Annotated in this window: 24 protein-coding genes; 17 read left to right on the top strand and 7 right to left on the bottom strand. The window is 63.9% G+C overall.

Going from position 1 to position 18,145, the window contains the following annotated elements:
* Positions 1 to 39 precede the first annotated feature (39 nt).
* Positions 40 to 1,125 carry a PP2C family serine/threonine-protein phosphatase gene (locus AB0M74_RS01990; protein ID WP_364900532.1) on the top strand — a complete coding sequence of 362 codons (1,086 nt, stop codon included), beginning with the start codon at positions 40 to 42 and terminating at the stop codon, positions 1,123 to 1,125.
* Between the two features lie 189 nt (positions 1,126 to 1,314).
* Complete coding sequence (locus tag AB0M74_RS01985; RefSeq protein ID WP_364900530.1) at positions 1,315 to 1,674, top strand: FHA domain-containing protein; 360 nt, start codon at positions 1,315 to 1,317, stop codon at positions 1,672 to 1,674.
* Between the two features lie 6 nt (positions 1,675 to 1,680).
* Here the strand turns inward: AB0M74_RS01985 and AB0M74_RS01980 are convergent, their stop codons facing one another.
* Both AB0M74_RS01980 and AB0M74_RS01975 read right to left on the bottom strand, forming a co-directional pair.
* A complete protein-coding gene (locus AB0M74_RS01980; protein WP_364900528.1) occupies positions 1,681 to 2,940 on the bottom strand; it encodes a cytochrome P450 in 1,260 nt (419 codons plus the stop codon).
* Between the two features lie 166 nt (positions 2,941 to 3,106).
* On the bottom strand, positions 3,107 to 4,279 hold the full coding sequence (locus tag AB0M74_RS01975; protein ID WP_364900526.1) for an aminoglycoside phosphotransferase family protein: 1,173 nt from the start codon (positions 4,277 to 4,279) through the stop codon (positions 3,107 to 3,109).
* A 574-nt stretch (positions 4,280 to 4,853) separates the two neighbouring features.
* Between AB0M74_RS01975 and AB0M74_RS01970 the strand changes: the two genes are divergently transcribed.
* Both AB0M74_RS01970 and AB0M74_RS01965 read left to right on the top strand, forming a co-directional pair.
* Positions 4,854 to 6,407 (top strand): amino acid permease, encoded by a 1,554-nt coding sequence (locus tag AB0M74_RS01970; protein WP_364900524.1) that lies wholly within the window; start codon positions 4,854 to 4,856, stop codon positions 6,405 to 6,407.
* Positions 6,408 to 6,438: 31 nt separating this feature from the next.
* Positions 6,439 to 6,609, top strand: a complete 171-nt coding sequence (locus AB0M74_RS01965) for a hypothetical protein (protein ID WP_364900522.1) — start codon at positions 6,439 to 6,441, stop codon at positions 6,607 to 6,609.
* Here AB0M74_RS01965 and AB0M74_RS01960 read toward each other — a convergent pair.
* Positions 6,602 to 7,057, bottom strand: a complete 456-nt coding sequence (locus AB0M74_RS01960; protein WP_364900520.1) for a hypothetical protein — start codon at positions 7,055 to 7,057, stop codon at positions 6,602 to 6,604. The two genes, AB0M74_RS01965 and AB0M74_RS01960, sit on opposite strands and share 8 nt — an antisense overlap.
* A gap of 235 nt (positions 7,058 to 7,292) precedes the next feature.
* Between AB0M74_RS01960 and AB0M74_RS01955 the strand changes: the two genes are divergently transcribed.
* The 3 genes from AB0M74_RS01955 to AB0M74_RS01945 all read left to right on the top strand — a co-directional run bounded on the left by AB0M74_RS01955 (position 7,293) and on the right by AB0M74_RS01945 (position 9,268).
* Complete coding sequence (locus AB0M74_RS01955) at positions 7,293 to 7,991, top strand: PAS and ANTAR domain-containing protein (protein ID WP_364900518.1); 699 nt, start codon at positions 7,293 to 7,295, stop codon at positions 7,989 to 7,991.
* A 214-nt stretch (positions 7,992 to 8,205) separates the two neighbouring features.
* Positions 8,206 to 8,634 carry an anti-sigma factor gene (locus AB0M74_RS01950; protein ID WP_364900516.1) on the top strand — a complete coding sequence of 143 codons (429 nt, stop codon included), beginning with the start codon at positions 8,206 to 8,208 and terminating at the stop codon, positions 8,632 to 8,634.
* 388 nt (positions 8,635 to 9,022) lie between these two features.
* The gene (locus AB0M74_RS01945; RefSeq protein ID WP_364901905.1) at positions 9,023 to 9,268 is read left to right on the top strand and encodes a CsbD family protein; all 246 of its coding nucleotides are present in this window, start codon (positions 9,023 to 9,025) and stop codon (positions 9,266 to 9,268) included.
* A gap of 93 nt (positions 9,269 to 9,361) precedes the next feature.
* Here the strand turns inward: AB0M74_RS01945 and AB0M74_RS01940 are convergent, their stop codons facing one another.
* Both AB0M74_RS01940 and AB0M74_RS01935 read right to left on the bottom strand, forming a co-directional pair.
* Positions 9,362 to 9,670 carry a hypothetical protein gene (locus tag AB0M74_RS01940; RefSeq protein WP_364900514.1) on the bottom strand — a complete coding sequence of 103 codons (309 nt, stop codon included), beginning with the start codon at positions 9,668 to 9,670 and terminating at the stop codon, positions 9,362 to 9,364.
* A gap of 53 nt (positions 9,671 to 9,723) precedes the next feature.
* Positions 9,724 to 10,053 carry a hypothetical protein gene (locus AB0M74_RS01935; protein ID WP_364900512.1) on the bottom strand — a complete coding sequence of 110 codons (330 nt, stop codon included), beginning with the start codon at positions 10,051 to 10,053 and terminating at the stop codon, positions 9,724 to 9,726.
* 196 nt (positions 10,054 to 10,249) lie between these two features.
* On the opposite strand from AB0M74_RS01935, the gene AB0M74_RS01930 reads away from it, so the two are divergent.
* The 10 genes from AB0M74_RS01930 (at position 10,250) to thpD (ending at position 17,585) form a co-directional block, all read left to right on the top strand.
* Positions 10,250 to 10,453, top strand: coding sequence for a hypothetical protein (locus tag AB0M74_RS01930; RefSeq protein ID WP_364900510.1), 204 nt, complete (start codon positions 10,250 to 10,252; stop codon positions 10,451 to 10,453).
* Positions 10,454 to 10,498: 45 nt separating this feature from the next.
* Positions 10,499 to 10,903, top strand: coding sequence for an anti-sigma factor (locus AB0M74_RS01925; RefSeq protein WP_364900509.1), 405 nt, complete (start codon positions 10,499 to 10,501; stop codon positions 10,901 to 10,903).
* Complete coding sequence (locus tag AB0M74_RS01920) at positions 10,893 to 11,678, top strand: RNA polymerase sigma factor SigF (protein ID WP_364900507.1); 786 nt, start codon at positions 10,893 to 10,895, stop codon at positions 11,676 to 11,678. The genes AB0M74_RS01925 and AB0M74_RS01920 overlap by 11 nt, the downstream gene beginning before the upstream one ends.
* Before the next feature lie 137 nt (positions 11,679 to 11,815).
* Complete coding sequence (locus AB0M74_RS01915) at positions 11,816 to 12,214, top strand: hypothetical protein (RefSeq protein WP_364900505.1); 399 nt, start codon at positions 11,816 to 11,818, stop codon at positions 12,212 to 12,214.
* A gap of 246 nt (positions 12,215 to 12,460) precedes the next feature.
* Positions 12,461 to 13,171, top strand: a complete 711-nt coding sequence (locus tag AB0M74_RS01910; RefSeq protein ID WP_364900503.1) for a response regulator transcription factor — start codon at positions 12,461 to 12,463, stop codon at positions 13,169 to 13,171.
* Positions 13,137 to 14,357: a HAMP domain-containing sensor histidine kinase gene (locus AB0M74_RS01905; protein WP_364900501.1), complete on the top strand. Its 1,221-nt coding sequence runs from the start codon at positions 13,137 to 13,139 to the stop codon at positions 14,355 to 14,357. The genes AB0M74_RS01910 and AB0M74_RS01905 overlap by 35 nt, the downstream gene beginning before the upstream one ends.
* Before the next feature lie 84 nt (positions 14,358 to 14,441).
* Positions 14,442 to 15,029 (top strand): diaminobutyrate acetyltransferase, encoded by a 588-nt coding sequence (ectA, locus tag AB0M74_RS01900; RefSeq protein WP_364900499.1) that lies wholly within the window; start codon positions 14,442 to 14,444, stop codon positions 15,027 to 15,029.
* A complete protein-coding gene (ectB, locus tag AB0M74_RS01895; RefSeq protein ID WP_364900498.1) occupies positions 15,026 to 16,288 on the top strand; it encodes a diaminobutyrate--2-oxoglutarate transaminase in 1,263 nt (420 codons plus the stop codon). Before ectA ends, ectB begins: the two co-directional genes overlap by 4 nt.
* Position 16,289: 1 nt before the next feature.
* Positions 16,290 to 16,685 carry an ectoine synthase gene (locus tag AB0M74_RS01890; RefSeq protein WP_364900496.1) on the top strand — a complete coding sequence of 132 codons (396 nt, stop codon included), beginning with the start codon at positions 16,290 to 16,292 and terminating at the stop codon, positions 16,683 to 16,685.
* Between the two features lie 12 nt (positions 16,686 to 16,697).
* A complete protein-coding gene (gene thpD / locus AB0M74_RS01885) occupies positions 16,698 to 17,585 on the top strand; it encodes an ectoine hydroxylase (RefSeq protein ID WP_364901903.1) in 888 nt (295 codons plus the stop codon).
* On the opposite strand, the gene AB0M74_RS01880 is transcribed toward thpD, so the two are convergent.
* A complete protein-coding gene (locus AB0M74_RS01880) occupies positions 17,572 to 17,916 on the bottom strand; it encodes a hypothetical protein (RefSeq protein WP_364900494.1) in 345 nt (114 codons plus the stop codon). The genes thpD and AB0M74_RS01880 overlap by 14 nt on opposite strands.
* Positions 17,862 to 18,083 carry a hypothetical protein gene (locus tag AB0M74_RS01875; RefSeq protein ID WP_364900492.1) on the bottom strand — a complete coding sequence of 74 codons (222 nt, stop codon included), beginning with the start codon at positions 18,081 to 18,083 and terminating at the stop codon, positions 17,862 to 17,864. Before AB0M74_RS01875 ends, AB0M74_RS01880 begins: the two co-directional genes overlap by 55 nt.
* Between the last annotated feature and the right edge of the window lie 62 nt (positions 18,084 to 18,145).

The following is an 18,145-nucleotide window of genomic DNA, read 5'->3' as shown; positions in this document are numbered from 1 at the left end:
AAGGAGCGAACCATAAATACAGCACCCGTTGGCGGAGCCATGAACGGCAGGCAGGCTGCCGCGGCGGCCGGCTGCTCGGGATGCGCCGCGAGTGTCGGTGCGGCCGAAAGTTATTGCGAAGCCTGTGGTCGCGAGCTCGGTGCGCTGATCGCGCATGGGCCGCGCTGGGTCGCCCTGCCGCAGCCCGACCCGGACACAGCAGCGACCTGCGAGGGCTGCGGCGGTCTGCGCTACGACGCCGACGCCGACGGCTACTGTCGCGACTGTGGGCAGCTGCGTCCCGAACCGGACCGGTGCGAGGCGGATCTGGGGGCGGTGTGTGTGGTCACCGACCGCGGAATCGCGCACGCGCGCAACGAGGATTCGGTTGCCGCCGCCGTCGTGGCGGGTCGAACCCCGTGGCAGCGTGCCTCGATGGTGCTGGTCGTCTGCGACGGGGTATCGACGTCGGAGGATCCACAGGCGGCATCGGGTGCCGCGGCACGGGCCGGTGTCGATGCCGCCGTCGCCGCATTGGGTGAATCGCGCTCTGCCGAGGATGCGGTGATGGCCGGACTCGCGGCCGCTGCCACGGCAGTGCGCGATATCGGTGAGTACGACGGCCATGCCCCCTCGTGCACCTACGTCTCGGCCATCGTGCATCGACTCGGCGACGGCGCGGCGGAGATCACCGTCGCGAATGTCGGCGACAGTCGCGCCTATTGGCTGCGTGCACGCGATTCGCAGGCCCGCGATGCGGCGCCGTCCCAGCGACTGTCGTCCGACGATTCCTGGGCGCAGGCGCTGGTGGATGCCGGCGCCATGGACGAAGCGGCCGCCATGCGGGACCCGCGCGCCCACACTCTGCTGCGCTGGCTCGGCGCGGACAGCGATCCGATACCCTGGTCGGATTCCTGCGTGCGGACCTTGCGTACCACCGGCCCCGGAGTCTTGTTGCTGTGCAGCGACGGGTTGTGGAACTACGAGTCCGATCCAGAGGCGCTGGCGGGCATGGCTACCAGCCCCGCCACTGCGTTGCTCGCTGCCCGCGAGCTCGTCGACTTCGCGTTGCGCTCCGGCGGCAGTGACAACATCACCGTGGCGATGGTGCCCGTCGGGCCACCCGGCATGCCAGGAGAAAAGTAGCGATGTGTGTGGCTCGTTGCCGGCCGATTCTGCGAGGGGCGCGGACATGATTCGGCGGTGCCCGCTCCGGTTCCGGCCGCCCCGCGCGGCCGGTGCGGATAGTCGCCGAATCTGTTCCCGCTACCTCGCTTGCCCGAACCTCGGGCGTGGTGGCCCGGGTCGCGACGATCACCGCTGATCGTGACTTCTATGGCCGGATGGTTGCCCGCGACGGCCCCGACGCCGATCAGGTCGACTTCCCTGCCTTTTACCCGAATCACCCTGCGCGAGGGCGATATTCTGATCGGTCAACGCAGCGTCTCACAGGGCCTGGCGGCCGACATCGATCTGGGTATCGCGCCCACCTCCATCGGGCTCTCCCGCGCGCCCGCGATGATCCATGTCGCCGCCGCCGGCGTCAGCATCACCGACCTCGGCTTCACCACCGGCACCAGTCTCAACGGCGGCGATGTGCTGATCACACCCGAGGTGGCAGTCCTCCTGCACAGCGGCGACCGGATCCATCTCGGCGGTTGGACCACGATCATGGTGTCCGCCGAACTCGCGTGAGGCCGATCAGCCTTGCACGTTCAACGGAGCAGACGGCGGGAATGCCACCGGCAGTGCCGTCAAAGCGCGGTGGAAGGGACCCGGCCGCCAGACCGGCTCTCCGTTCGGGAGGTCCGGACGCATCTCGGGCAGCGCGTCGAGAAGCTGATCGATCGCGTCCTGCGCGATCAGGTAGGCCGAGGATTGTGCCGGGCAGGCGTGCGGGCCGATGCCCCATGCCAGATGGGCGCGATTACCGGCCAGATCCTCGGTCCGGATCGCAGGGTCGTTGTTGCACGCCGCCATGCTGATGACGACCGGCTGATGTGCGGGCAGCCAGACATCGTCGACGAGGATCGGCTGACGGGGGTAGCTGATCAACAGGTTCGCCAGCGGCGGATCGTTGAACAAGACCTCGTCCAGGGCTTCGCGCGAGGATAGGTTCCCGCCCATGACACTGCCACCGAACCGATCGTCGGTGAGGATTACCAGCAGGGTGTTGACGATCAAGTTCAGCAGGAACTCGATCCCGGTTCCATACACCTGTGCTACGTGGTTCACCACCTCCAGTTCATCCAGCTCGGACGGATGCTGTAGCAGCACTGTGGTGATGTCGTCCCCTGGTTCGGTCCGTTTGAGTGCCACCAGCTCCAGCAGTGCATCGAAAAGTATCTTGTTGCCGTTTTCGGCATCGACACCCTCGACGATCGCGGCCGTGCCTGCGGCGACTCGCTGCCCTATCTCCGGAGGGCAGCCGAGCAATGTGTTGACGACTTGGAAGAGCAGTGGGAACACGTACTGGCTGATCAGATCAGCTTTGCCGTCCTGGCAGAAGGTGTTGACCAGTGGAATAGCGATCTTCTCCACGATGTCGTGGAGCGCATACAGATCTATCGCGTCGAGGCTCGCGGTACTGGCCTGCCGGTAACGCGCGAAGTCGAGTCCGGTGTTTCTACTCGCCAGCGGCCGCCATCCCAACAGTGGCAGGATGGGGCAGTCGGTGGGGACGCTCTTCTGCCAAGTGCGCGGATCGGCGGGGAAGTGCTCGGGATCGTTGAGGATCCGCACCGCGGTGTTGTAGCCGATCACCAATGTGGCGGGCACGCCGGGTGCGAGTGTCACCGGGGCCAACGAGCCGTACTTTCTACGCAATTCCTGGTAGACGCGGTGCGGATCGGCGGCGAATTCCGGTGCGTGCAGCGGCACTCGCGGATCATCGGAATCGATCGGTGAGCCGTGGTAGACCGGGCAGGATTGGGCGGTTATTTGGGACGGCGGTGTACTCAAGAATGAAACTCCATACGATTCGTGTGCACTGCGGGTAGGGTAGAACGGATTTCGCGCCGGGGCGCAGCTCCCTGGAGCGCGTTACCTGATTTCGGTCGGAACCGGTTGCGGGACATAGCGTTGGGGGGTACTGCTCGTCGCCGTGACCGAACCACGTCGAGGTTCGTCAGATGCCCAGGGCACCCAGCGAATCGTGATCGTCGAGGGCGGTGGTGATTCGCTTCAACAGAGTCAAGCAGGTTTCATCTGTCTGCATCTTGGGTTGATATGCCGCTCGGCCGATCGTGAATGCCCATGCCGCGTAGGCGAACATGGACTGCTGCCGGTAGGCCAGCCAGGCGTCGTCGAAGGATGGCACCTCGCCGCCGGCGCGCCCCAGCTCGTCCAGGTAGGCCTCCAGCAGTTCGCGGTCCCACGCGCGCCGGTCGTCGGGCTCGCACCCCGAATTGACGGTATACGCGAAGTCATGCGCCCAGCCGCCCTGCATCACTACCTGCCAGTCGGCGTACCCCATACGTCCGTCGCTGGTCACATAGGTTTGCCCGATGTGTGGGTCGCCGTGCAGCAAGGTGGGGGGCATGTCCTTGGTCGAGATATCGAGCGCGCGCTCGACGCCCGCCCACAACCGATCGCTCTGACCGTAAAGGGCCTCGGGGATAACCCCTTTGGCCCGCTCCATGCCGACCGCGCAGCGCTTCTTCATATCGATCGCGGAGCGGACAGCGTCGAGCATGTCGTTCGGGGTCTTGAGGACCGCGATCGACGGATGTTTCCAGAAGGTACCGTGGAGGCGGGCGAGATTGCGCACCAGATCTTCGATCTGGTCGCGGGCGATCGGGGCATTCGGCTCGATGAACACGGCGCCACGAGTCACGGCGATGTCCTCCATGAGCGCAATGGACCGCCACGATGACGGGTCGAAGGCGCCCCAATAGCCGATCGGAGCCTCCATCTCGACATCGGGACGCAAGTCCATGAAGAAGTGGGTTTCGCCGTCGATCATTTTCGCCCCGCCGAGCAATATGCGCTGACTGAGAGACGTAGTGGTCTTCGCGAACAGCTCGGTCGGCAATCCGGCCTGCTGGCCCACCTCGTTGTAGTCGACGCGAATCGCAACCCGCGTGGACGTGCCGTGACTGCCATTGGATGTGCTGAACGAGAGCACCTCGGCATCGGGGACGTCGCGACACAGCACAGCCGTCAGCCAGTCCACGGTGATCGCGTCGCCGGAGATGGGGACGTCATCGGCGCTACGCGCTTTCGGCCGAATGATCTTCTCTAGCAGCACATGACCACCGACTGTGGCGACCCGCCCGAGCAACCAGAGCTTGTGGTTCAATCGTTTGCCTCGATTCCGGAGTGTAGTGAAATATCCTGAGCAACTATCCCGTTCACAAACACGTGCCGTAGGACAGTACCCGATGCGTTCGGATCGTGTTGTACGACAACAATTTCGCTGATTGCGTTGTGACTGCGGCTACCAGCGGTTTTCGGGTGATTCGCAGGCGCCTGCGTCGAGCTCGGGGGGACTGGGAGCATCTGGCCACGCATGGCGGGTCACATAGTCTCCCACCAGCGCGGTTGTCCGTGATGCCAGCGGACTGTCTCGGTCATCTCGGGCTCGGATTGCCGAGACGGCCACGGTCGGAGTTGCTGCTCGAGCCTGTTCGGCATCTGGGCCGGAGGGCCGGCATCTCCCAGGGCTGAGTCCCGGTCATTCCGCATCTAACGGCCCGATGTACAGCGGCGAGATTCGTCGAGTCCGGTCTTTGGGAGGCAAACTACGAGCATCTCTACAGGACGGTGGATTTGAACGGGGGATTTGCGGCAATTTGCAGAACCCGTTGAACGGACCGTTGACTAGCGGTACATTCGGGACCGATCCGATTGTTCGGGGTGAAGGGCTTCCCATCATGACCAGAGTTCGTCCCGGTGAAGACTCGCAGGCGAAAGGTCCGTTGCGGACCGAAGATGTTGGCTACCGCAAGAGCCTCCGACCACGCCAAGTGCAGATGATCGCCATCGGCGGCGTTATCGGTACCGGCCTCTTCCTCGGCGCAGGAAGCCGTCTGGCGAATGCCGGACCTGGATTGTTCATCGTGTACGCAGTGTGCGGAATATTCACTTTCTTCATTCTGCGTGCCCTCGGTGAATTGGTGATGCACCGACCGTCATCTGGGTCGTTCGTATCGTATGCGCGCGAGTTCTTCGGTGAGAAGTACGCATTCGGCATCGGCTGGATGTACTTCTTCCACTGGTGCATGACCGGAATTGTCGATATCACAGCCATTGCCACCTATTTCCACTACTGGCGAGCCTTCCAGGGCGTTCCGCAATGGGTGATTGCCCTCATCGCATTGGCGCTGGTGCTGAGCATCAATATGGTCTCGGTGAGATGGTTCGGTGAGCTGGAGTTCTGGGTCGCGCTGGTGAAGGTCGTTGCGCTGGTGGCATTCCTGATGGCGGGAACGGTATTTCTGGTCGGCCGGTTCCGAATTCAGGGCAACGAAACCGGTGTCAGCGTGGTCGAGCACAGCGGCGGATTGTTTCCCACCGGCATACTGCCGCTCGTCATGGTCACTACCGGTGTGGTTTTCGCCTATGCCGGGGTGGAACTGGTCGGGACCGCGGCGGGGGAGGCCAAGGACACGGCCAAGATCATGCCGCGCGCAATCAACGCGATCATCGCCCGAATATCGGTGTTCTATGTGGGATCGCTGGTCCTGCTTGCCCTACTGCTGCCGTACACCAGTTTCAAGGCGGGTGAGAGCCCCTTCGTGACCTTCTTCTCAAAGCTCGGCCTCGGTGGCGCGGCGGCGCTGATGAATGTGGTGGTGTTGACGGCGGCGTTCTCGAGCCTCACCGCCGGCTTCTACGCGACCGGCCGGATCCTGCGGTCGATGTCGACGAATGGCAGCGCACCCGCCATCATGTTCCGGATGTCGACCAGGGGCGTGCCCTTCGTCGGGATTCTGGCGACCGGGGCGATCGCGCTGTTCGGGGTCGCCCTCAACGCCGTCGTGCCGGAGAAGGCGTTCGAGATCGTGCTGAATGTGTCGGCTTTGGGCACCATTACATGCTGGTCGGTGATTGTGCTCAGCCAGCTGCAGCTGTGGCGCTGGTCGCGCACCGGGCGGGCCGAGCGCCCTGTGTTCCGGCTTCCGGGGTCGCCATACACCGGCATTGCCACGCTGATGTTCCTTGCCGGGGTTGTGGCATTGATGGCGACGAATGATGACGAGGTCCAACGGTGGGCAGTGCTGACGACCGTATTCGTCATGGTTCCGGCCCTCGTCGTCGGCTGGTTCGTGGCCCGGAGGAAGGTCGCAAGCGTCGCGCGCCTCCGAATGGGGTTCATCGCGCTGCTCCCTGCGGTCGCCGAGATGCGATCGGTCGGTTACGGCGATCGCCTGCACCCGAAGGTACTGCCGACCTCGACAGCTATCTCCGATCGGGAAATCAGGTGAAAGCTGTAGAAAGTCTTATGCGGCCGCGGGTTTGACCGCGATCGTCCAAGACGTCGTGCTCGGTGGGGAGCTGCCGTGGTTTGTCGATCAGATCCGGACCAGGCCACTGTATGTCGTGGTGCTCGCACCGCGGCCGGATATCGTCGCGGCGCGGGAGGCGGGGCGCGACAGTGCTCGAGTAGTCGGCAGCCGGATCAGTTGAAGCCAGCAAGCCCGGACGCGAGGTCCGGAATATCCAGGGCATCGAGCACCTGTCGGCGGACATCGGGGCAATGCTCGAGGGCGATCGTGTCGATAGTCTTGCGGTTGGCGACGACGACGTCATTGAGGCCGCCGTTACGGGCTGCCCAATTGTGCACGGTGCCATTGAACGAAATCTTGCCGAGCACGGTGCCTTCATCGCGCCAGGTGCCGACCTCTGGTCGAATCATGTCGCAGAGCTGGATGGCCGCCGCTGGGGTGATCTGGTCGGTATCGGGTGCGCCCGAAGAACTCGAGGGCGCGGGAATCGATATCGAGATGCTGTTCGTCGTCGGTGTCGCGGGGGCCAGATCGGGTTCGCCGGTGCTCGAACACGCCGCAAGCTGAGCACCGGCGGTGAGCAGTCCGGCGGACAAGACGATCCGCAGTGCAATGCTGAGCCGATTCATACTTCTCCTCCTCGATATCGGATGATGCCGATATGGTGGCGTCGTTCCGATTACCCGCCAGACGTACCGCTCAATCGGCGGGGCGAACGGGCGTGTGCGGTGATGTCTCCGGTGCAGGCGGGTGTAGCCCGATAATAAGGACGATGCGCGGGGGCATCGGATGCGTGACGTGCCGAGTGATAGTCGGGAAACCTATTCAGTCGCAGCGGTGAGGCGTGCGGAACATACTTGCTGTGTGACGGAGAGCGGTTTGTCCCCTGAAGGCGCTCATGCGCTCGATCGCGTGATCGGCGCAGGCACGCCGCAGAATGTCGGCTACTTCCACTTCCTGTTCGCCGACCAGAAGTGGGAATGGTCCGATGAGGTCGCACGGATGCACGGATATGTCTGCGGAGAGATAGAACCGACGACCGAGCTGCTGCTCTCCCACAAGCATCCCGACGACCGCGCACAGGTGGCCAGCGCGCTGGCCAACTCCATCGAGACCGCCGAGCCGTTCTGCAGTAGCCACCGCATCATCGATACCGAGGGCGATGTCCACCACGTGATCGTCGTCGCCGACCGCATGGTCGACGACAGCGACGAGGTGATCGGGACGTCGGGGTACTACATCGACGTCACTCACACCATCGAGGAACACCGCAGGGAGACCCTCGACGACACGCTGCCCGAGCTGTACGCGGCGCGCGCGGTGATCGAACAGGCGAAGGGGGCGTTGATTCTGGTCTACGGCATCAGCGCCGAACAGGCGTTCCGAGTGCTGAGTTGGCGTTCTCAGGAGACCAACACCAAATTGCGTGCACTGGCCACCCAGTTGGTCGCCGATCTGCGGTCGATGGTGCATGCCACTACAGGCCTTCGCACGGAGTTCGATCACCTGCTGCTGACTGTGCACACCAGGATCCCGCCGAGCGGCTCGGCCGGCGGGTGCTGAGGGGCGCCATCCTACGACGATCCGATCAGGTTTCCGGCAAGACCAGGGGTTTCGAGCGGCGTGGACCGGGTAGCCGGTCCATGCGCGTGCCGCTGTCTATCCGCCGCACCCGTGATCGCCCGATAAGCAATGATCGGCCGACAGTGCCCGGGCTGTCGTTTGGTGTCGAACGAAGCGGCTCGCTCGGTGACGGCAAGAAAAGGTGGTGGTTGGCGTGACGGAACCGATCTCGGACGCGGCGTTGGGAACGAGGGCCATCGGTATCCGGGTGCCGGCCGAACTCGGGCAGCTGATCATGTTGCGTGCTCTCGCCGAAACTGTTGCGCTGATTGCGGATTTCGCGCTCGACGAGGTGGCCGACATCCGCCTCGTGCTCGACGAGGTGGCCACCTCGCTGATCCTGGACGCCGTGCCGGACAGCACTCTCGACTGCGCATTCCGCTACGACGACAACCACATGTGGGTCCATGTCGCTTCGGTGGGTGCCGCGCGACCAGCGGTCGGCGAGGACAGCTTCGGTTGGCACATCGTGCGAACGCTGACCGACTCTCTTACCGCGACTCAGGAGCACTACGACGCGACGATGTCCGGGTATCCGACCGCTGTCGACTTCACTTGGGTGCGCAGCTCGAACAGCCGATGACACCGGTGGCCGCCGGTCACCGAATGGTCGGCGGCGGCTCGGTGGGTCGCGGACCCGGCACCGGCGGTGGTTCCGGAACAGGCGGTGGCACCGGGTCCGGTGCCGGCGGAACCGGTTCTCCCGGCTGCGGTATCGGCGGCGGTGACCCTGGCTCCGGTACCGGATCGGGATCGGGAATGGGAGGTACCGTCGCGGATTCCATGGTGTGCTCCTCTATCTGGGGTCATAACCGTTCCGCCGAGGCGATACCCGTTGCCTTCATGCGCAAACGCCGAGAGTTGTGGTGATCACCGTTACCTTCGAAAAATCGAGTCTTCCGATTGAGCCCATCGGTGGCGGGTATGCGGTGAGTGTCCACCTGATAGCCGACATTTCGGAGGTAGATATCGTGTCCGAACACAATAGTGGTCCCCGCGAAGGAGTCGAAGGCGCTGTCGAAGGTGTCAAGGGAAAGGTCAAGGAGGCCGTAGGAGCCGTCTTCGGAAACGACGACCTGCGGGACGAAGGAAAGGCTCAGCAGGACAAGGCGGAATCTCAGCGCGCAGCTGCGCAGAAGGAGGCCGCCGCCGAAAAGGAACGTGCTGAAGCCGCTTTGGACGAACAGCGTCAACGCGCGTATCAACGCGGCCAGTAGTCGAGTCAAGTCCTCGTAGAAGATTTCATAGTTGAATGCAGAAAGGGTTGCCGGGCTTCCGCTCGGCAACCCTTTCGTTTCAACTGTATCAGCCTACTTGGGAACGAATATGCCTGTCAGATCTGCTTTCCTGATCGGCGTATCAGGATTGGCCTGCGCCGCACACATCAATTCGATGGACGCAATCGCGGCATCGATCGTCCGGTCGTTCGTCGGCACGGACTTGTCGCTGCGTTCTTGCTCGAGGAACTTCGTCACGGTGATGCGCTGCTTGTCTTTGTCTTGCGCAACGAACTCATTGCACGGTGTGTCACCGCCCGCGTTGACTGCCTTCTTCGCCTCGTCGCAGCCGCTGGCGAACACGGCGGTCGCGGCGGCGACCGCGCACGCGGCGATCGCCACCCGGTGCGGTCGATCGGTTGTTCTCATGTCGGATTCTCCTGACGAAATAGATATCAATGGTCGTGCGGTTCGTTGAGGCCGAGCCCTTCCTGGTTCCTGACTCGCCGGTGCTCGGCGATCACCAGCGTCGCACCCATTCCCAGGCAAACGATGCACGAGACACCGCCAATAATCACCCAGCCGGCAAATCCGTAACCAGCGGCGGTCAGGGTGAGCGCGAGCAAGGCGATACCGACGCCGAAGAGAATGATTCCCGGCCAGTTGCGGGTATCTTCTATAGATTCACCGGCATGGGTTCTTGTGGTGCGTGAGTCGTCCGGAAAATCGTGTTCGGGCTGGTCGATGTCGTTGTTTCGGCTCGAATCGCTCGGCTCGCCGTGCATAATATGTCCTTTCAGGGTCGAACCGTCGAACAAGGGGCATTCATGCGAATACCCCAGAATGGGGCGTGTATGCGCTGGGAACCCGGGTAAGCGAGCGGTAGAGCTGCTTTACCTCGCCGCCGCTGTCGCCGCGATGTTTTCCTTGTCGCGCCGGTGTCCCGGCATCGGATTCTGTTTCGGCGGCACGGTTTGGGCAGTGTGGTCGTGGTGGCGCACCAGTGGGCGATGGTCGGTAGCCTTGCTCGGCGCGTCGCTGATCGGTGTGGTGGTTGTGGTGGTCGACGTCGTCGAGGGCACCACGAGGGTGCGATTGCGGGTCGCGGTCCTGTTCGCCGCCGCCCGGGTGGTTGCACCGTGGCGGTGGCGAAAAGCGAGTAGTGAATACGGGTTTCGACCCTGAACCCTCGGGTACCTGTTCGAACGATCCTGGAAGGAGCGCGATTCGGTGGAGGCGACAACGATCGGGATCCAGGTGCCTGCGCAATTGGCACACCTGACGATGCTGCGCGCCCTCGCCGAAACCGTGGCGATGATTGCGGATTTCGCACTCGACGAAGTGACCGATATCCGGCTCGCGCTCGACGAGGTGGCTACTTCGCTGATCTTGGACGCGGTGCCGGGCTCGACTATCGACTGTGAGTTCAGTTATGACCAGACGCAGATGTTCGTACACGTCTCCTCGGTCGCGGCGGCGGAAGCAGCGGTGGCGCACGCGGGCTTCGGCTGGCATATTGTGCGTACCCTGACCGATTCCATCGCCGCGGTGCAGTCCCCGTTCGACAGCATGGTCTCGGGATATCCGACCGCGGTCGACTTCAGCTGGGTGCGAGGTGCCTCGGATGCCCGGTGAATCGAGATCCCCGGGCGACAGCTATGACAATATCGAGCCGCTCTTCGAGAAGGTCGCCGCGCTGGACTCTGACGACCCGCGCCGGGAAACGCTGCGCGACGAGCTCATCGAGCGTTGTCTGCCCTTGGCGGAGCACATTGCTCGCAGGTTCGCCGGGCGTGGCGAGGCCTTCGACGATCTGCTGCAGGTGGCGCGGCTCGGGCTGGTGCATGCGACCGATCGTTTCGACATCGATCGCGGTTCGTCGTTCCTGTCGTTCGCGGTACCGACGATCATGGGCGAGGTACGCAGGCATTTCCGCGACAACACCTGGTCGGTGCGAGTTCCGCGGCGGGTCAAGGAGATTCAGCTGACCATCGGCCCCGCGGTCGAGACTCTCGCGCAGCGGCTGGGCCGCATTCCGAAAGCAAGGGAGATTGCCGCCGAACTCGAGGTGGATCTGGTGGAGGTCACCCAGGCGTTGATTGCGGGCAACGCCTATCAGTCGTCCTCGATCGATGCGCTGGCCGGTGACGACAACGAGAACGCATTGTTGCCGCTACTGGAAAGCCTCGGCGCCGAGGAGTCCTCCTACCATCTGGTAGAGGATTTCATGGCGGTGAAGCCGCTGATCGCGGAGCTACCCGAGCGGGAGCGTCGGGTGTTGATCATGCGCTTCTTCGAGTCGAAGACCCAAAACCAGATCGCCGAGTATCTCGGCGTCTCCCAGATGCACGTGTCACGCATTCTGTCACGCACGCTGAAGTCGCTGCGCGAGCAGGCCTTGCGCGATTGAGCGCACTGTCGGTCGGAATGCCTCGGGTTGCCCACTCAGGACGTATTTCGTGGTATTGCGGAATCGGTTTGCCGGTTTCGACCCAGGGGTACGCAGACAGTAGTCGGATTTCGATGCCTATGGCGCAGGAGGTCGTCATGAACCCCCAGCGACGACCGAGTACCCGGAACGTGCACACCGCTCCGGATAGTTCACGGTCGCTGAAACAAGCACGAGAAATCTCCTCTCCCGCCGACCGGCCTGCGCGGCCGGAACGCGCGTTGGTCACTACCGATCACGAGGTCATTCGGCGGTGGGCCGAGCGGCGTGGTGCGCGTCCTGCGACGATGCCAGGCAGTGCCTACAACGGGCACCTCGGTGTGCTGCGCCTGGATTTCCCTGGTTACGGTGGTGCTGTCCTGCAGCCGGTGGACTGGGATGAATGGTTCGCCGACTTCGATGCACAGGGTTTGAGCTTCCTGTATCAGGAGCAGTGGGCTGATGGGTCGCTCAGCAATTTCAACCGGCTCGAGGGCGTGGATCGCGTGGTCGGATGACCCGTCCGAGTCGACGCGTAATCGTGTCGGAGATCACCTCCAGCTTGCGCCGCCGTCGTATTCATGAGCAGGCTGGAAGCCGCTGTACACATCTTTGACCGAGAACCGCGACGTTTACCGAACGGTCGGTCCGGGTAAGTGTGTGTTCGGCAAGTTGCTCGAAGTGCGGAAACTGTCGCGTCGGTATGGGGATGCGATTCTCCGCGTCGCGGCACGCTCCACGCGTGTCTGCAAAGGATGAGGGTCTTGAGCGCGAACCTGATGATCGTGGAAGATGACAATCGTGTGCGTGGTGCACTGCGGTTGGCCATGGAAGACGAAGGCTACGACGTCGCAGAGGCGGAGGAAGCCGAGGACGCGCTCATTCATCTGCGCAGCAATGGCGTGCCCGATGTGATGATCGTCGATCTGATGCTCGGCGGCATGGATGGCTTCGACTGCATCCGGGAGATTCGGCGCGAACACGACGTACCGATCATCGTGGTCAGCGCGCGTGACGATACTCACGACGTGGTGGCGGCGCTGGAGGCCGGCGCGGACGATTTCGTCGCCAAACCGTTCGAGATCAAGGAGATCACCGCAAGGATGCGGGCGCTGCGACGGCGCGCGCGGCTGTCCGCTGAGCGGGACGCCCCACAGGAAGTGGTGCTCGACGCCCACCCGGCAGCGCCCTTGGTCTTGGCCCCGGACGGTGGTGCGGTGCGGCGCGGCGACGAAGAGATCGGGTTGACGCTGACCGAGTTCCGGCTGTTGTGCGAGCTGGCTGACACTCCCGGCCGGGTGCTCAGCCGCACTCTGCTCCTCGAAAGGGTGTGGGACCGTGGCTTTTTCGGCGACGAGCGCATCGTCGATGTGCATATGCGCAGATTGCGCACCAAGATCGAGCTGGATCCGTCCGACCCGCGCATCGTGGTGACGGTGCGTGGGCTCGGCTACCGGCTGGATGTGCAGCGCTGATCGGGAGCAGTCCGCACCCGCGCGCTGGGAGCACGCCGCTGACCGGCAGCACTCCGTGAGCGAACAGCGGCACACTGCGGCGCAACGCAGGCGCGCATTCGGCTTCGATCCGGAGCGCTGGAGCCTGCGCACCCGGGTAATGGCGGCGTTCGCCGCGATAACCGCGCTGATGTCCCTGGTACTGGTGACTTCGGTCTTCGCCATCAGCCGCAGCTACCTGGAGGCGCAGCGGCCGCAGACGCAGGGCTACGCGGCCGGCGATCTGCAGTCCGATCTGGAGTTGCTGCGCAACGTTCTGATCGGCTGCGCGCTGGTCGCTACTCTGATCGGCGCCGCCGTCGGCTGGTGGGCCAGCAAGCGGGTGCTCACGCCCCTGCAGCAGGTCTCCAGGACCGCCGCTCGGATTGCGGCAGGTGATCTCACCACTCGGCTGCCGGTGACCCGTGACCCGGACCTGGCCACGACTGTCGGATCGTTCAACACCATGGTCGACTCGCTGCAGCGGCGGATCGAGCGTGAACACCGCCTGGTCGGCGATGTCAGCCACGAATTGCGCACCCCGCTGACCACCCTGATGGCAGGCGTCGACGTGCTCAATCGACACAGCGGCGAGTTTCCCGAGCGCCCGCGCCGGGCGCTGGGGCTGGTCACCGATGAGATCGATCACCTGCGCAGGCTGCTCGACGATCTGCTGGCCTTGGCCCGCGCCGAGGCGGGTATGCACCGCGGCGATGCCGATCCATTGTCGGTCGCCGAGCTGCTGACCCACACGCTGGCAGGCAGCAGGCACGCACCGGAGCTGCTGACCGTGGTCGAGGACGTGACCGTGCGCGGCCGCAAGCTCGAGCTGGAACGAGCCCTGGTGAATCTGCTGGCGAATGCCGACCGGCACGGTGGCGGCGTGGTAGCGGTGACCGTGCGCCGCGATGGCGACGACGCGGTGATCACCGTTGACGACGCGGGGCCCGGTGTGCCCGCCGCGGATCGCGATCGCATCTTCGAGCGCTTCGTGACCATGCGGTCGGGTCGCAGCTCGGTGACCGGCACCGGCATCGGTCTGGCATTGGTCGCCGAAACGATGTCCGCGCATCGCGGTCGGGTCGAGTGCCTGGACCGACCGGGCGGCGGCGCCCGGTTCACCCTCCGGTTGCCCGGCCTTGCCGGGGCGGTCGTGACCTTTTCGTAACACGACCGTAAACAACTCGACCGGATCACCTCAAAGTTGATTCGTAAGCCTGGATAAGTACTGCAGACCCAACCTGGGAGATGTATGTCACTGCCAACACTGTCCACCGCAACGATCGATCGACCACATGCTGAATCACCGTCGGACGCAGTAAATTCCGCGCCGGGAGCGCGCGTTGTGCTGCGCGCGCCACGGATCGGCGACGCGGCCGACATCTGGCGGATCGCGAAGAATTCCCATGTGCTGGATACCAACTCCAGCTATGCCTATCTGCTCTGGTGCCGGGACTTCCCCGGCACCTCGGTGGTCGCCGAAGTGGGCGGCCGGGTCGTGGGTTTCGTGATCGGCTACATGCGTCCGCAGGCGCCACACACGGTGTTCGTCTGGCAGGTGGCGGTCGAGCGGGCCCAGCAGGGTCGCGGCATCGGTGCCGCGCTGCTCGACAAATTGCTCGACACCGTCGCCGGAGCCGGAGTTTCGGTGCTGGAAACGACCATCGCCCCGGACAACCCCGGATCCATCGCCATGTTCGCGGCGGTGGCGCGCCGCCGCGATGCGCGAATCACCAAGCGCCCCTTGTTCGAACCCGGAGTTTTCCCGGACAGCCACGCCGCAGAAGATCTCTATCGAATCGCCCCGACCGCCCGTTCCACGCAGGAGGATCGCCGATGATTACCGCTGAAACAACCATTTTCGAAGAACTCGAATCGAATGTTCGCGGATATTGCCGAGCATGGCCCACGGTTTTCACTACCGCCAAGGGGTCCTGGCTGCGCGACGAGGACGGCAAGGATTACCTCGACTTCTTCGCGGGTGCGGGCGCGCTGAACTACGGCCACAACAATCCGGTGCTCAAGCAGCCGCTGCTGGATTACATCGCGAGCGACGGCATTACGCACGGACTGGATATGTCGACTGTGGCCAAGCGGCGGTTACTGGAGACGTTGCGCGACACCGTCCTCGCGCCGCGCGGTCTGGACTACAAGGTTCAATTCCCCGGCCCCACAGGTGCCAATGCGGTCGAGGCTGCGCTGAAGCTCGCGCGCAAGATCACCGGCCGCAAGACCATCCTCAGCTTCACCAACGCCTTCCACGGCATGACGCTCGGCGCATTGTCGGTGACCGGCAACGCCGCCAAGCGCGCGGGTGCGGGCGTGCCGTTGGTGCATGCGACGCCGATGCCCTATGACGGCTATTTCGACGGCACCACCGCCGATTTCCAATGGATGGAGCGCGTGCTCGACGACACGTCATCCGGCTTCGATCGCCCAGCCGCGGTGATCGTGGAGACCGTGCAGGGCGAGGGCGGCGTCAATGTGGCACGTCCGGAATGGCTGCGCCACCTCGCCGGATTGTGCGCCGCTCGGGAGATCCTGCTGATCGTCGACGACGTGCAGATGGGGTGTGGGCGGACCGGGCCGTTCTTCTCCTTCGAGGTTGCCGGCATCACTCCGGACATCGTGACGCTGTCGAAGTCGATCGGCGGCTACGGGTTGCCGATGGCGCTGGTGCTGTTCAAGCCGGAACTCGACCAGTGGACGCCGGGAGAGCACAACGGCACCTTCCGCGGCAACAACCCGGCCTTCGTCACGGCACAGGTTGCGCTGGAACATTTCTGGTCCGACGGCGCGCTGCAGGCCTCGACCGAGACGAAGGGCGAGCGGATCGAGCAGGTGCTCGGCAGGCTGGCCGCGGAGATTCCCGGCGTCTCGCTGCGTGGGCGCGGGCTGGTGCAGGGCGTGGTGTTCGACGACCCGTCCCAGGCGAGCAAGGTCTGCCAGGTCGCCTTCGAGCGCGGGCTACTGGTGGAAACCTCGGGTTCCATGGACGAGGTAGTGAAGTTGCTGCCGCCGTTGACTATCAGCGACGAGGAACTCGACCTCGGCCTCGATCTACTGAGCACGGCCATCGACACCATTGGGGGGCGCTGAGATGATCGTACGAACCACCGCGGCCATCACCGGTACCGAACGCGACGTCGCCGGCACGGGTTGGCGCAGCAAGCGCATCGTCCTCGGCGGTGACGGCGTCGGGTTCTCCTTCCACGAGACCACCATCGACGCAGGCACCGAGCACGTATTCCATTACCGGTATCACGTGGAAGCCGTGTGGCTGATCGAAGGGGAGGGGACGCTCACCGATCTGGACAACGACGTCACCTACGAACTCGAACCCGGCTCGATGTACCTGCTCGACGAGCACGAGCGCCACCGGCTGCACGCGCGCACCGGGATGCGGATGATGTGCGTCTTCAACCCCCCGGTGACCGGGCAGGAAGTCCACGACAGCAATGGCGTCTACCCGCTCGTCGCCGCCAACGCGGTCTGAAAGGAATATGTAATAGTGTTGGCGCACACTGACACTCGCATCACCGATCGCTACCCGACCCGCCGCGGCAGCCCCGCGCCGCACCTGGATCGCCCTGATCCGACGGTATGGGGCCGGATCGAGGACCAGGAACTGGGAAACTTGGATGCCGACGGGTTCGCGATCCTCGACGCGCTACTGACTCCCGATGAGGTGGCCGATTTCAGCGCCGAAATCGACCGCCTCGCCGGAGATCCGGTGCTGGACGGCGACGACCGCGTCATTGTGGAGAAGTCGTCGAACCAGGTGCGCTCGATCTTCGAAGTGCATCGGCTCAGCGCGGCGGTGGCCGAGCTCGTGCGCGAGTCACGTGTCGCCGGATTGGCAAGGCAGGTACTGGGTTCAGAGGTCTATCTGCATCAGAGCCGAGTCAATTACATGCCGGGCTTCCGCGGCGCAGGTTTCTATTGGCATTCGGATTTCGAGACCTGGCATGCGGAGGACGGGATGCCCACACCGCGGGCGGTGAGCCTGTCAATTGCACTCACCAACAACTATTCGATCAACGGCAGCCTCATGATGATGCCCGGATCGCACCGTACCTTTGTGCCCTGTACCGGCAGTACGCCCTCCGAGCACTACCGGGAGTCGTTGCAGGAACAGGAGATCGGTGTGCCGAGCCGGGCCGATGTGGTGGCGCTGGCCAACCGGTGTGGGATCGCCCAGTTCACCGGCGCCGCTGGATCGGCGTTGCTGTTCGACTCCAATGTCATGCACGGGTCGTCGAACAACATCACCCCGTTCCCGCGCTCGAATATCTTCCTGGTATTCAACAGTGTGGAGAACACCCTGGTGGAACCATATGCCGCGCCTGCACGGCGGCCCGGCTACATCGGCAGCCGGGACTTCACGCCGGTATAGGCGACACGCTAGGTGTCGAGCGCGCCGGTGAGGGCAGCCAGTTCGGTGCCGAGCGCCAGATCGCTGACAATGAAATACGCAGCGGCACGATCGGAACCAGCGCGCTGAGTCGCTCGAAGAGCGTGTTGTTCCGATCGAAGATTATGCCCGCCATGCGTTCTTGTAGCTGGTGTAGCTGGTCGGCACCGAGCTTTTCGAGGTGTGCGAGGCACTCGGCCTGCACGTGCAAAGTCCTGGCCAGCAGAATGATCTGGGCCTTGGTTATCAAGTCCGCCATCAGCCCAGCGCATTCCCGAACATGATCTTTTTGGCCGCCGTGCGCAATGGCCACGGCAGCGCGCCGACCACCTTGTCCACTGCTTCGGTCAGCCCCTCGGTCTCGATTCGCTGTGCCGTGCGGAACATCCTCAGCAGCTCGGCGGCCTCCTGATCGGAGAGTAGATCGAGGGCCGAAAGCGGCCCGCCCAGTTCGCGTTCGAGGTCTGTTCTCGAGCTCATGCGTGTCTCCCCATGTTCGGCCGTGCGGACATGACTGTCCGGGCGGCGTTCTCGATCACATT

The organism is Nocardia sp. NPDC051463, from assembly GCF_040681975.1.
Taxonomy (GTDB): Bacteria; Actinomycetota; Actinomycetes; order Mycobacteriales; family Mycobacteriaceae; genus Nocardia.
This window is presented reverse-complemented; position numbering and strand designations above follow the sequence as displayed.

Bases quoted from the DNA above. Each gene is read 5' to 3' on its own strand.
- AB0M74_RS01875 (WP_364900492.1), bottom strand. From the start codon at position 18,083: ATGAGCTCGAGAACAGACCTCGAACGCGAACTGGGCGGGCCGCTTTCG.
- AB0M74_RS01935 (WP_364900512.1), bottom strand. From the start codon at position 10,053: ATGCACGGCGAGCCGAGCGATTCGAGCCGAAACAACGACATCGACCAG.
- ectB (WP_364900498.1), top strand. From the start codon at position 15,026: ATGATTACCGCTGAAACAACCATTTTCGAAGAACTCGAATCGAATGTT.
- AB0M74_RS01960 (WP_364900520.1), bottom strand. From the start codon at position 7,057: ATGAATCGGCTCAGCATTGCACTGCGGATCGTCTTGTCCGCCGGACTG.
- ectA (WP_364900499.1), top strand. From the start codon at position 14,442: ATGTCACTGCCAACACTGTCCACCGCAACGATCGATCGACCACATGCT.
- AB0M74_RS01970 (WP_364900524.1), top strand. From the start codon at position 4,854: ATGACCAGAGTTCGTCCCGGTGAAGACTCGCAGGCGAAAGGTCCGTTG.
- AB0M74_RS01915 (WP_364900505.1), top strand. From the start codon at position 11,816: ATGAACCCCCAGCGACGACCGAGTACCCGGAACGTGCACACCGCTCCG.
- AB0M74_RS01985 (WP_364900530.1), top strand. From the start codon at position 1,315: ATGGCCGGATGGTTGCCCGCGACGGCCCCGACGCCGATCAGGTCGACT.
- AB0M74_RS01920 (WP_364900507.1), top strand. From the start codon at position 10,893: ATGCCCGGTGAATCGAGATCCCCGGGCGACAGCTATGACAATATCGAG.
- AB0M74_RS01890 (WP_364900496.1), top strand. From the start codon at position 16,290: ATGATCGTACGAACCACCGCGGCCATCACCGGTACCGAACGCGACGTC.
- AB0M74_RS01990 (WP_364900532.1), top strand. From the start codon at position 40: ATGAACGGCAGGCAGGCTGCCGCGGCGGCCGGCTGCTCGGGATGCGCC.